Origin of the sequence: Pantoea sp. WEP (assembly GCF_041678305.1) — a bacterium.
GTDB lineage: Bacteria > Pseudomonadota > Gammaproteobacteria > Enterobacterales > Enterobacteriaceae > Pantoea > Pantoea dispersa.
On record NZ_JBGNXB010000002.1, the window covers coordinates 482,792 to 494,523 of the forward strand.

The 11,732-nt window shown below is 51.3% G+C and carries 12 protein-coding genes; 5 read left to right on the top strand and 7 right to left on the bottom strand.

What is annotated here, in order from left to right:
• Positions 1-12: 12 nt before the first annotated feature.
• The 4 genes from ABVR31_RS21415 to ABVR31_RS21430 form a co-directional block, all read right to left on the bottom strand.
• Complete coding sequence (locus ABVR31_RS21415; protein WP_372774482.1) at positions 13-666, bottom strand: LysE family translocator; 654 nt, start codon at positions 664-666, stop codon at positions 13-15.
• 74 nt (positions 667-740) lie between these two features.
• Positions 741-1,607, bottom strand: a complete 867-nt coding sequence (locus ABVR31_RS21420; RefSeq protein WP_288422267.1) for an AraC family transcriptional regulator — start codon at positions 1,605-1,607, stop codon at positions 741-743.
• A gap of 317 nt (positions 1,608-1,924) precedes the next feature.
• Complete coding sequence (locus ABVR31_RS21425) at positions 1,925-2,278, bottom strand: NUDIX hydrolase (RefSeq protein ID WP_372774484.1); 354 nt, start codon at positions 2,276-2,278, stop codon at positions 1,925-1,927.
• A complete protein-coding gene (locus ABVR31_RS21430) occupies positions 2,272-2,865 on the bottom strand; it encodes an NUDIX domain-containing protein (RefSeq protein ID WP_325924475.1) in 594 nt (197 codons plus the stop codon). Before ABVR31_RS21430 ends, ABVR31_RS21425 begins: the two co-directional genes overlap by 7 nt.
• A 79-nt stretch (positions 2,866-2,944) precedes the next feature.
• On the opposite strand from ABVR31_RS21430, the gene ABVR31_RS21435 reads away from it, so the two are divergent.
• Positions 2,945-3,694 carry a DeoR/GlpR family DNA-binding transcription regulator gene (locus ABVR31_RS21435; protein WP_325924474.1) on the top strand — a complete coding sequence of 250 codons (750 nt, stop codon included), beginning with the start codon at positions 2,945-2,947 and terminating at the stop codon, positions 3,692-3,694.
• A gap of 140 nt (positions 3,695-3,834) precedes the next feature.
• On the opposite strand, the gene ABVR31_RS21440 is transcribed toward ABVR31_RS21435, so the two are convergent.
• The 3 genes from ABVR31_RS21440 to ABVR31_RS21450 all read right to left on the bottom strand — a co-directional run bounded on the left by ABVR31_RS21440 (position 3,835) and on the right by ABVR31_RS21450 (position 6,073).
• The gene (locus ABVR31_RS21440) at positions 3,835-4,281 is read right to left on the bottom strand and encodes a VOC family protein (protein ID WP_325924473.1); all 447 of its coding nucleotides are present in this window, start codon (positions 4,279-4,281) and stop codon (positions 3,835-3,837) included.
• A gap of 337 nt (positions 4,282-4,618) precedes the next feature.
• Positions 4,619-5,029, bottom strand: coding sequence for an ASCH domain-containing protein (locus ABVR31_RS21445; protein WP_058758914.1), 411 nt, complete (start codon positions 5,027-5,029; stop codon positions 4,619-4,621).
• Between the two features lie 153 nt (positions 5,030-5,182).
• A complete protein-coding gene (locus ABVR31_RS21450) occupies positions 5,183-6,073 on the bottom strand; it encodes a DMT family transporter (protein WP_370515617.1) in 891 nt (296 codons plus the stop codon).
• Positions 6,074-6,179: 106 nt separating this feature from the next.
• Here ABVR31_RS21450 and ABVR31_RS21455 point away from each other — a divergent pair, with 106 nt between their 5' ends.
• From ABVR31_RS21455 to ABVR31_RS21470, 4 genes are all read left to right on the top strand, one after another.
• Positions 6,180-7,514, top strand: a complete 1,335-nt coding sequence (locus ABVR31_RS21455) for a PLP-dependent aminotransferase family protein (protein ID WP_372774487.1) — start codon at positions 6,180-6,182, stop codon at positions 7,512-7,514.
• 474 nt (positions 7,515-7,988) lie between these two features.
• Positions 7,989-8,975, top strand: coding sequence for an autoinducer 2 ABC transporter substrate-binding protein (locus tag ABVR31_RS21460; RefSeq protein ID WP_288422277.1), 987 nt, complete (start codon positions 7,989-7,991; stop codon positions 8,973-8,975).
• A gap of 253 nt (positions 8,976-9,228) precedes the next feature.
• On the top strand, positions 9,229-10,749 hold the full coding sequence (locus ABVR31_RS21465; protein WP_211725598.1) for a sugar ABC transporter ATP-binding protein: 1,521 nt from the start codon (positions 9,229-9,231) through the stop codon (positions 10,747-10,749).
• Complete coding sequence (locus ABVR31_RS21470) at positions 10,742-11,731, top strand: ABC transporter permease (RefSeq protein WP_336699110.1); 990 nt, start codon at positions 10,742-10,744, stop codon at positions 11,729-11,731. The genes ABVR31_RS21465 and ABVR31_RS21470 overlap by 8 nt, the downstream gene beginning before the upstream one ends.
• Position 11,732 lies beyond the last annotated feature (1 nt).

An 11,732-nucleotide genomic window follows, 5' to 3' on the forward strand; every position in this document is an offset into this window, starting at 1 on the left:
CGTTACTGTCTGTCAGATTATCGAAATTAAATTAACCACGATGACACTCAATGCCAGGCCAATCAACATCATTCCTGAGATACGTTCCAGCCAGGGTAATAAACGGGAAAAGTGCTGGAGTACCAGACGATTGCCAATGAAAGCGGCGACCAGTAAATCCCATAGCAGCACGACACTAAACATCCATATGCCATAGACGACTTTCACATTCACCATCGCATCGCCACCACCAATAAGCGTGGCCAGACTCACGTAAAACAGCGCATTCTTGGGATTGAGTATTCCGGAGAGAAAACCCATGCCCAGTTCACGGTAATGGTTCGAGGCACCAGCAGGCTGAGTTACTGATTCCGCTGTTTTGACGCTGCAGGCAGACAATGAGCTCATGCCAGCAAAGCGGATAAAAAGCAGACCGACATAGAGTAAATAAGCACAGCCCGCGAGCTGAATAACGATAAAACTGATGCTCTCAGGATGGAAAAGCGTGATACCGCTGAAGGCAGCCAGTATAAACACGCCGTTCGCTATGGCTATCCCCAGGCAGACATTGGCGGCGCGCCGCCAGCCGGCTCTGATTGAGGTGCGTGCCACGAGAAAAAAATCCGGGCCGGGCGACAGCAACGCCAGAAAATGCGCTGCTGCCACGATAAGAAATTGCTGCAACACGGTATTACCCTCTTAAAAATTTTTAATAGGGTGCAACTCCCGGGCAGGATTGTATTGAACAAAATTGCACTCGCTCAGGTTCGATAGCAGCCTGGCGTCACGCCAGTGTGGGCCTTAAATACGCGCTGAAAATGACTCTGGTCAGCGAAACCCAGCCGGTAAGCGATATCGGTAATGTCACAGCCTGACTGAAGCCAGTGACGTGCTTTGTTAATGCGCAAATTAAGCTGATAAGCATGCGGTGTCATGCCAGTCGCAGCGCGAAATGCTCTGATGAGCTGATAACGACTCATGCCTGAAAGGCTTGCCAGCTCCGACAACGCCCACGGCTGCCTTTCAGCCTGCTGCAATACTTCAATCACGTTGTGTAATGCCCGACTGATGTCAGACGCCATGACAGGAAAGGCTTTCACCGGGCCGGTGCCATATTTACTGTCGCCAATAAACTCGATTAGCGCTGTATTTTTGTCTTCTGTACTGGCAGTCGAAAACAGGAGGTTATTCAGTTCACAGAAGCGATGATAGCGCTCCTGATTATTCGTCACCCGAACTTCACCTTGACTGATGAAGCTGCCTGAAACATCGTCCATTTCAGCAAGTAAAGCATTTAACCACGCGGCATCTATATGTAACATCTGATAGCTCCAGTGCTTATGGGGCAATGGATTACAGGAGTGAACCGCGCCGGCGGGAATAAAAACCATCATTCCAGGTTGTAAAGAACAGGGGCCACCGGATGCGCCTGTGAACAGGCTGCCGCCTGCGTCAACTGCGCCGATTGAAAAGGTCGGGTGACTGTGTGGTCTGTAACATGCGCGGCTGTGACACGCGCGACGACTTTCGACAAAAACCAGCGACGGATCGCGCCAGAACTCTGTACGAGTGGCTACGCTGTCATTATCGCAATCGCAGCCGGAAGAGGGTGTGCGCGGAATGAGCATGCCTGTTTCCATCCTGGTACCAATTATCGTTGTCATGCCTGTGAGGCGTTAAGCCAGACACGATAGCATTAATTCAGATGCCTGACTCAGGCTGGCACGATGTTGTCAGTCTGCTGCGGGTAGGGCCGCCTGATGTTATGAATCACTGCATCAGACGATGCAGAGAAAAAGCGATCAGCAAGACTGGCATATTTCCCGGGCATCAATGAGTTTGTTTTATTCGCGAAAAATACTCTTGTTTGAATGACGGCGACAAGCCAAATGTCCATAAGCCTGAATGGCCGCGCTGGCATCGTCGCCATCCAGTGAAAGCATAATCACCCGATCGGAATCTCATCTATGTCAGTATAAATTTTTAACCCGCGTTCTCTGCCAATCCGTATATCGTTATCGGCGCCGTGCGACGCGCCCGGCATACGTAAGATCGCGTCGCAATGTTGAATAAGCCGATGTGCAACCGGATAAAGATAAGCCTCACTGATTTCATCACCGATTGCCTGTGAACCTGCGGCGGCGGCAAGAGGTAATGCCAGCCATTCTCCAATCACCGGCGTATGCCCTTTGTGATAAACCTGCAGAGCGGCTTCATCTAATTTTTGTATATTGGCGTGAATTAAGACCGGGTCTCCTTCGGTGCCGCTGCGCACAGGGCCGGCGATCAGGATCAGCATGGTATTGGCTCCTCAAAATGGATATTCATGGCAACGTATTGCAGTAACATGATGGTTTTCGCATCCATAATCTCCCCGCTGCGAATTGCGCTCAGCGCCTGAGTCAAAGGCCATTCCAGTACTTCAATATCCTCGCCCTCGTCGGCAAGGCCACCGCCTTTGCTCTGGCGATCGTCATCAGCATATTCGGCGATAAAGAAATAGAGTTTCTCGGTAACCGAACCCGGACTCATAAAGGCTTCCATGACTTTTTCAATATGCTGCACCCGGTAACCGGTTTCTTCTTCTGCCTCCGCGACAATGCGGGTTTCCGGCGAAGCGTTATCGAGTAGCCCGGCAGCCGCTTCAATCAAAAAACCGTGATGACCATTAATGAAAACCGGCAAGCGAAACTGGCGGGTCAGCACCACGCTGCGCTTTTGGCGGTTATAGAGAAGCACGACGGCACCATTACCGCGATCATACGCTTCACGCTGCTGCTCCTGCCACGAGCCGTCACGGCGCTGCAGTTCGAAGCTGTATTTTTTCAGGATGTACCAGTTGTCGGACAATAGCTGCTCACGGATATTGCGTATTTTCTGCTGCATAGCTTGCCTCCTGAAGATGACAAAACAGACGCTATCATGCATAATCGTGCGAATTCAAGAAAAAACGTGAGCGGTAATTATGCTATCGAGCCAGCGTAAACAACAGATTCTGAAGATTCTGGCGGCTGAAAATCAGGTGATGTCAGGTGAGCTCAGTCAGCGTTTCGGCATATCCGAGGACTCAATACGCCGCGATTTGCGGGAACTGGCCGCTGAAGGACTATTACAGCGCGTGCACGGCGGCGCGCTGCCGGTGTCAGCCGCGCTGGCATCCTTCGAAAAACGCAAAAACGTGCAAATGAGTTCCAAGCAGTGTGTGGCGCAAAAGGCGGTGAAGCTGATTCAACCCGGTCAGGTGGTGATTATTGACGGCGGAACCACCACAGCAGAACTGGTGCAGTTGCTGCCAGCAGACCTGGCTTTCACGGCGATCACCCACAGCCCCGGTATTGCGGTTGCGCTGGTGGATTTTCCGCGGGTAGAAGTGATAACGCTGGGCGGGCTGCTCTATCGCCACTCTGTGGTCGCGGTGGGATCGGCTGTCCATGAGGCGGCTGCGCGTATTAATGCTGATCTGTTTTTCATGGGCGTTACCGGCGTGCATAAAACCGCCGGCCTCACGACCGGCAACTATGAAGAGGCTGGCATAAAACGCGCGCTGGCGGGGAGAGCCGCCGAGACCGTTGTCATGGTGTCAAAAGAGAAACTCAATTCCGCCTCCGCCTTCGCGATTGGGGATCTGGATCTGGCCAGTGCGCTGATTGTCGATGGCGAGCCTGATAAAGAACTGCGCATGGTTTTAAAGCAGAAGCATGTCTCGCTGATGTAGTGCTAATCGCCGTGTTTTTGCAAAACAGATCGGTTCATGATCTTCTATGGCCTGCCGGGTAAAGCGATTGTTGTCGGCTGTGTGTCAGAAGCGGACATCGAAAACGTCACTGTTTTAATTAGAGGATAACAGATGATAATCTATGGGCTTAAATGACTAAGCTCCATTAATTCAAGCGTCTGACCATCAGGGCTTTGTAAATATATTACTCTGGTTCCCTTCATGGGGCCTGACAACACTGTCTGAGGTTTACCCGGCGTCTTCCAGCCATAGTCCGATGCTTTGCTCAACAGTGTATCAAGATCTTCAACTGTCAAAGCAAGGTGAGCGTAGCCTGGGATATAAGGTGCTGAAGGTTCTGCTGGCTGCTCTATATTACTATATTGTAGTAATTCAATTTTGATACCAGCCAGTTCAAGCAAAGCCATCCGTACATCAGCTCCCCTTGCACCTGTGACTTCATCGATTATGGGTCCAGACATTTTTCCTTCGCGTATTAATTCACCTCCAAGGATATGAGTCCAGAAGAACACGGAGTCTTCAATGTTTTTAACTGAAAAACCAACGTGATTAACACTTAAGATCATTCGATTACCTGCTGAGTTTCGAAAATTGACCATCCAACTATATGAAATGAAAGCTTTATTGCTACACAATAAATGCGATGGGATTTGTACAGGAACAAGCACTATGCAATTCGGTTTAAACTATGTATTTACGATTCATACACAGCAACAGATGTACAGAAACCAGCTTCCCATTGATAAATAAGCAACCACGCTATAAGCCTGCATTTTTGTCGATAAACAGCGGATGACCGCTTCGCGCTCATAGCAGAAATGGACTTGTGCTAAGTCCTCTGTAGGCTAAAAGCGGACATTATTATTGATGGCCGCCGATAAAATGCTGACCTTTTGCCTGATCTTACAGCACTTCCACCACTTCAAATTCTTCAGCAATCAACTCCATATCTTCTGAAAAATGACCTTCACGGCTAAAAAAGCGCTGGTGTTCTTTCTGCCAGAATTCAAGACTTAAATCGCCTTCACCTTCTTTGCGGGCAAACTCTTCTGTAACATCACAAAAACGCACCAGCCACAGTGAAATCAATCTGATCACACAGACCGGGGTATTCTGACCATCAAGAATAATGTTATAGCTCCCAATCTTCGGAGCAGACTCCTCCTGCTGGTAAGCGGTAAACGATCCGCAGGAAGCTGTTTTGATGCCTTTTTTTACCAGTTCCGCCAGCTTGCTGGCCAGTTCCGCACTGTCACCCATTTGCCAGGCATCTGCGCCAGGATACTTCTTTTTTATTTCCTCAACCGCAAACATGAAAATTCCCTCAATCGTCGGTGAATGAAAAGTTTCATCGTTTATAGCATGAACTGTACCGGTATTAAGAATCAGGCTGATCGTCGCATGTTGTGGTTCACTTTTTGCCCAACGCGGACACTTACGTAAATCCAGACGACAGGAGGCTAAGGACTAATCTGCAAACCTGCGCGAGCCAACGACACACAGGATCACGCCCAGTGTTATGAGAATCATCATCGGCCTTACCGTTTCAGACAGTAACGTTGCTGAAAGTCCGAGACCAAAGAATGGCTGCAGCAACTGTAATTGTCCCACAGCGGCGATGCCGCCCGCAGCCAGTCCCCTGTACCAGAAAATGAAACCAATCAGCATACTGAATAGCGATACATATCCCAGTGAAAGCCACGCCTGCAGGCTTATTTCGCCAATGCGCTCCGGCAAGGTCTCCAGGGTGGCAACAAGCATCAACGGCAGGGAAATAATCAGTGCCCAGCAGATAACCTGCCATCCTCCCAATTCACGCGAAAGCTTTGCCCCTTCGGCATAGCCGAGGCCACACACAACCACGGAAGCCAGCATCAGAAGATCGCCGGTTACTGATACAGAACCCTTCTGGAGTAGGGCAAATCCTATCACCAGCAGACTGCCGGCAACAGAAAAAACCCAGAAAGCCAGCCTGGGCCTTTCGCCTCCTCTGACAACGCCGAAAATAGCCGTCGCGAGGGGCAACAGACCGAGGAAGACAATAGAGTGAGCGGAGGTAACGTGCTGCAGCGCCATGGCTGTCAGAAGAGGAAAACCAACCACTACACCTGCAGCAACGACAACCAGAGAAATCAGCTGATGTCGCTGAGGACGAGCCTGACTCAAAAAGAGAATCATCATAATGGCCAGCACACCGGCAATTGAAGCGCGTGAAAAAGTCAGAAAAAAGGGATCCATTTCCCGCACTGCTATGCGTGTTGCGGGCAAAGAGCCACTGAAGATGATCACGCCTGCCAGCCCGTTCATCCAACCTGACTTCAGGCCAGTATGTGTATTTTTTACCCTGGTAGCTGTCACAAATGACCTCATTAAGTTCGAAAAATGATTTAACTGATAACGTTGACAGCGCCCATGCTAAGTAACAGCATCTATGACAATCAAATAATTGTCATAGATACAATTCATGAAAGCTCGATACAAAGTCATCGTGGATGAATTCGCTTCCGCGATACAAACAGGCGCGCTCCTGCCGGGCACCCGCCTGCCTACCCACAGAGCGCTGTCGGCTGAAAAGCACGTGTCGCTGGCAACGGCTACCCGTGTTTACGCAGAGCTGGAGGCCATGGGGCTGGTGAGCGGAGAAACCGGAAGAGGAACATTTGTCAGGGAAATTTCGCTGCCCGTAGGGCTGGGTCTGGATCAGCACGCAGTGGCGTCTGACGTGCTCGATCTGAACTTCAACTATCCTTCGCTACCGGACCAGGCGGAACGGTTACGCGAAGCAATGCGACAGCTGGCCACATCTGGCGATCTGGCTTCACTGTTGCGTTACCAGCCGCACGCTGGCAGGCAAAGCGACAGGGAGACAATCGCGCTGTGGCTGAGTAACTCCGGCCTGACCGCATCTGCTGATGAGGTTTTAATTGTAAATGGCGCGCAGCATGGTCTTAGCGTTGCTGTCATGGGGCTGCTAAAACCCGGGGATGTAGTGGCTGTAGATGCTCTGACCTATCCTGGCTTCAAAGCCCTGGCCACTCTCTATCATCTGGAACTGGTGGCAATACCCGCTGATGCCAGTGGACCGGACCTGACGGCATTCAGGCAAATCTGCCAACGCAGGCGCCTGCGCGCGGTGTATACCATGCCAACACTGCATAACCCGCTTGGCTGGGTTATGAATGATGCCCAGCGCAGGGAGCTGGCCCGGATTGCCAGAACGTTCGATCTGCTTATCATCGAAGACGCGGCCTATGCATTTCTTGTCCGTCGTCCACCGCCGCCGCTTGCCACTTATGCGCCCGAAAGAACCGTTTATGTTACCGGTTTTGCTAAAAGCGTTGCCACTGGCCTGCGCGTCGGTGCTGTGGTGTGTCCCGCTGAAATGCGAATCGCCCTGGAGCGAGCCATCAGGGCAACGACCTGGAATACTCCCTCCCTCATGGTTTCGATTGTCTGCGACTGGATTAAAGATGGCACACTTAAACGCTTTGAGGCGCTGAAAAGACGGGACGCGCGTCAGCGGCAGGCGCTGGCGCGCAAAATACTTGTGAACAGTGAATGGGTAAGCCATGCCAACGCTTACTTTATCTGGTTATCACTGCCTCAGGAAGTGAGGGCTGACAGGCTTGTACATCGATTGATGCAGCAAAATATCTCTGTTTCCACAGCAGAGCCCTTTAGCACCTCAAACTGTGTGCCGCATGCTATTCGTCTTGCTCTTGGCTCAGTCACGATGAATCAGCTGAGCGAGGCCCTGGCGAAAATTAAAGAGGCTATTGAATATGAGATTGATCTTTGAGCGCTGTCCGCTCCTCGCTCATAAGGAACCATAGCTGCGTGCATGCCCGACCTGCCTCTGGTGTGGATGTGGCTTACATCATGCCCGGGCATCTGCACAGGCAGTGCAAAACCTCTTCGCCTGCTCCCGTGACGCTGTTCACAATCCGTGCAATTTAAAAGACATCGCGGTGACTTTGCAGTCATAAAACCCGTTGCGGAGTGTTTTAAATGTAACATTATTGTTAATTAATAGATCTTTTAATGTTGTAAAATGGCAGCAGAAGCCATCATAAAGCTCAGAATCGTGCCACAACTTTCTCTAAATTAACTATTATTTAACATATTTAATCATTAATATTAACATTTATGGGCTTTGCTCACATTTCCATCACATCTGCGCGAAAACCTATGTACGGGTAAGTTAATCTCTGAGCGTGAATTAAATAGCAACCGCCTGTTCCCTATATCAGAACCTCATCAGAAAGGTACCAAAATGAAATTTAACCTCGCATTAGTCAGTGCATGTGTGGTTTCAGCGTGCATGTTATTCACAACACCCTCATTCGCTGCCAAACCTTACGATATCGCCGTGGTGGCCAAAGTTACCGGTATTCCGTGGTTCACCCGCATGGAAGTCGGCGTAAAAGAAGCCGCGCAGAAGCTGGATGTCAACGCTTATCAGGTTGGCGCCTCGACGCCCGATCCGGCGCAGCAGGTCAAGGTGATTGAAGATCTGATTGCCAAAAAAGTTGACGCCATCATTGTGGTGCCAAACGATGCCAAAGTACTGGAGCCGGTACTGAAAAAAGCGCGCGACCAGGGCATCGTGGTATTAACCCATGAATCGCCGGACCAGCAAATTGGTCAGTGGGATGTTGAAACCATCGACAGCCAGAAATATGCGGAAGCCAATATGGACGAGCTGGCAAAAGATATGGGTGGCAAAGGCGGTTATGCCATTTATGTCGGCTCTTTGACCGTGCCATTACATAATGCGTGGGCCAATGCGGCGATCAAATATCAGAAAGAAAAATACCCGGACATGCATGAAGTCACGTCACGCCTGCCAGTGGCTGAAAATATTGATAAGTCATATTCCACCACGCTGGATTTGATGAAAACCTATCCTGATCTGAAAGGGATTATCGGTTTCGGCTCGCTCGGTCCGATAGGTGCCGGCCAGGCGGTTCAGCAGAAGCGCGCGAAAAACAAGATCGCGGTTGTCGGTATCGCTATGCCGGCTCAGGCTGCGCCATATCTGATGCGCGGTGACATCAAAAAAGTCCTGCTGTGGGATCCAAAAGATGCCGGTTACGCCCTGGTTTCGGTTGCCGATCAGCTGTTGCAGGGTAAAGAAGTCACTAAAGACCTGAACATTGAAGGTCTGGGCAAAGCCGACGTCGATATGGATAAGAAAGTGATTCGCTTTAATAAAATTCTCGAAGTAACGCCAGAGAATGCGAAATCACTTGGCTTCTGATCAGAACGTTTAACACCTTAATTTAACGGAGATAGTTTATCTCCAGCGCCACACCAGGCAAATAGAAACAGATACGGCGTTGTATGTTGTGCTGTATCTGAACTTCTACTCAGAGATTGAAAACATATACCCTGAATAATTCGCGTCAGGCGCGGTGAAAGTCAGTGAAATTCGATGAGATATAAATGATTCGGATAAGCGAGCATCGCCAACACCCGGCTGGAAATAGGATGGGCAGGCTTAAGGATCTATGATGAATACGCTCAGCACGTCCCCCGCCAATGCTGAGGCCTTTATCAGCCTCGAAAAAATAAGTAAAAAGTTCCCCGGCGTATTAGCACTGGATAATGTCAGCCTGACGCTGAATAAAGGTGAAGTGCATTGTCTGGCCGGGCAGAATGGCTGCGGCAAAAGTACCATAATTAAAGTCATTTCCGGGGTTTATCAACCGGAAAAAGGCGCGGCCATCACGCTGGACGGAAAACTCTTTCATACCCTGACGCCACAGCTGTCTTCTTATTACGGCATTCAGGTTATTTATCAGGATTTGTCGTTATTTCCCAATCTGTCAGTCGCTGAAAATATCGTTATTCACCGCTATTTACCGGGCGGTGATTTCTGGGTACATCGCGAGTCAATGCGCAAAAAAGCGCTGGCGGCGATGCAACGGGTCGGCGTTGCTCTGGATCCGGATCGTAAAGTTGAAAAGCTGTCGATCGCTGACCGCCAGTTAGTGGCAATATGCCGTGCCATCGCTGCTGACGCCAGTCTGGTGATTATGGATGAACCGACGGCGTCACTGACCCGCAGCGAGGTGAATGGTTTGCTGCGGGTGGTGAATGAACTCAAAGCCGCCGGTATCTGCGTGGTGTTCGTCAGTCACCGTCTCGATGAAGTGATGGAAGTGGCCGATCGTATCAGCGTGATGCGCGATGGCAAACTGGTCGGCACCTATCCGGCCAGTGAACTCGACAGCCATGAACTGGCGTTCCTGATGACCGGGCAGCGCTTCACTTACAGCCATCTGCCGCACCGGGCGCCCGCCGATGTGACGCCACTGCTGGAAATCAGCCAGCTGAGCCGCAAAGGGCAGTACCACGATATTTCGCTGTCGCTGCGCCAGGGAGAAATCACGTCGATTATCGGCCTGCTCGGTTCGGGCCGCACGGAACTCTGTCTGAGCCTGTTTGGCATGAGCCAGCCGGACAGCGGAGAGATCCGCATTAACGGCAAGGTGGTAAAATTCCACTCTAACCGCGACGCCATTCGTCACGGCATCGCCTATGTGTCGGAAGACCGGCTGACGCAGGGGCTCATCATGGATCAATCCATTTATGACAACACGCTGGTATCGATTTTCGACAAGCTGCATACCGGCGCCGGATTGATGGATCACCGCAAAGCTGCGGCGGTGGTTAAAGACCTGATCCGTGACCTGAACATTAAAGTCCCGGACAGCAGTTTACCGGTTAAAACGCTCTCCGGCGGCAATGCACAACGTATCGCCATCGCCAAATGGGTGGCGACGCGGCCCCATATCCTGATCCTCGATTCACCAACGGTAGGGGTGGATATTGCCAATAAAGAAGGCATTTACCGCATTGCCCGCGATCTGGCGGAATCCGGCATGGCGGTGCTGATGATTTGCGATGAAATTCCGGAAGCGTATTACAACAGCCATCGCGTGCTGGTGATGCGCAAAGGCGAACTGGTAGCGGAGTTCGCGCCGCACCAGAGCAGCGAAGCGCAGATTGCGGAGGTGATTAATGGGTAACAAATCGCTATCGAAACTGTTTACCCAGCACGAATTCTGGCTGGGATTACTGGTGCTGCTGCTGGTGGTGGGTCTGAGCGCCAGCAGCAGTGAATTTATGACGCTGGGTAACCTGACAGACGTCGCCACCAGCTATGCCATTCTGGGCATTCTGGCCTGTGGACTGTTTGTGGTGCTGATTGCCGGCGGCATCGACATCTCCTTTCCCGCTGTCACCTCCATCGGGCAGTACGTGATGGCGAGCTACATCATTCATCACAGCGGCAGCTTTCCGCTGGCGTTTGCCATGTCGATGGGAATCGGTTTGCTGCTCGGCCTGGTCAACGGTTTTCTGGTGTACTGGCTGCGCGTGCCGGCCATCATTATCACCATCGCGACACTGAACCTGTTTTACGGTTTGCTGGTGTATCTGACTAACGGCACCTGGTTGTACGGTTTCCCCGACTGGTTTATGAACGGGATCAGCTGGTTCTCCTTCACCGCCGCCGACGGTTACGACTATGGCCTGACCCTGCCGCTGCTTTGCCTGCTGGGGGTGATCATCGTTACCGGCGTCCTGATGAATCGCACCCGCGTGGGCCGCCAGATTTACGCCATGGGCAGCAACCGTGACGCCGCATCGCGTCTCGGTCTGAACATCCTGCGGCTGCATTTTTACGTTTACGGTTTTATGGGATTGCTGGCGGGTATTGCTGCCGTGGTACAGGCACAAATTACCCAGTCGGTGGCACCTAATTCCCTGCTCGGTTATGAACTGACGGTGCTGGCGGCGGTGGTACTAGGTGGCACCAGCATGACCGGCGGGCGCGGCTCGCTAACCGGCACCATTCTGGGCGTGATGCTGCTGGCATTCCTGCAAAATGGCATGACCCTGCTGAGCATTTCATCATACTGGCATCAGGTGTTCAGCGGCGCGATCATTCTGGTCAGCATTAGCAGCACCGCGTGGAACGAAAAACGCAAACTGGCGAAGGGGATGTGAC

Excerpts from the sequence above, each read along its gene's own strand:
- ABVR31_RS21420 (WP_288422267.1), bottom strand. The coding sequence starts at position 1,607 with ATGCTCATTCCGCGCACACCCTCTTCCGGCTGCGATTGCGATAATGAC.
- ABVR31_RS21425 (WP_372774484.1), bottom strand. The coding sequence starts at position 2,278 with ATGCTGATCCTGATCGCCGGCCCTGTGCGCAGCGGCACCGAAGGAGAC.
- ABVR31_RS21430 (WP_325924475.1), bottom strand. The coding sequence starts at position 2,865 with ATGCAGCAGAAAATACGCAATATCCGTGAGCAGCTATTGTCCGACAAC.
- ABVR31_RS21435 (WP_325924474.1), top strand. The coding sequence starts at position 2,945 with ATGCTATCGAGCCAGCGTAAACAACAGATTCTGAAGATTCTGGCGGCT.
- ABVR31_RS21440 (WP_325924473.1), bottom strand. The coding sequence starts at position 4,281 with ATGATCTTAAGTGTTAATCACGTTGGTTTTTCAGTTAAAAACATTGAA.
- ABVR31_RS21445 (WP_058758914.1), bottom strand. The coding sequence starts at position 5,029 with ATGTTTGCGGTTGAGGAAATAAAAAAGAAGTATCCTGGCGCAGATGCC.
- ABVR31_RS21455 (WP_372774487.1), top strand. The coding sequence starts at position 6,180 with ATGAAAGCTCGATACAAAGTCATCGTGGATGAATTCGCTTCCGCGATA.
- ABVR31_RS21460 (WP_288422277.1), top strand. The coding sequence starts at position 7,989 with ATGAAATTTAACCTCGCATTAGTCAGTGCATGTGTGGTTTCAGCGTGC.
- ABVR31_RS21465 (WP_211725598.1), top strand. The coding sequence starts at position 9,229 with ATGAATACGCTCAGCACGTCCCCCGCCAATGCTGAGGCCTTTATCAGC.
- ABVR31_RS21470 (WP_336699110.1), top strand. The coding sequence starts at position 10,742 with ATGGGTAACAAATCGCTATCGAAACTGTTTACCCAGCACGAATTCTGG.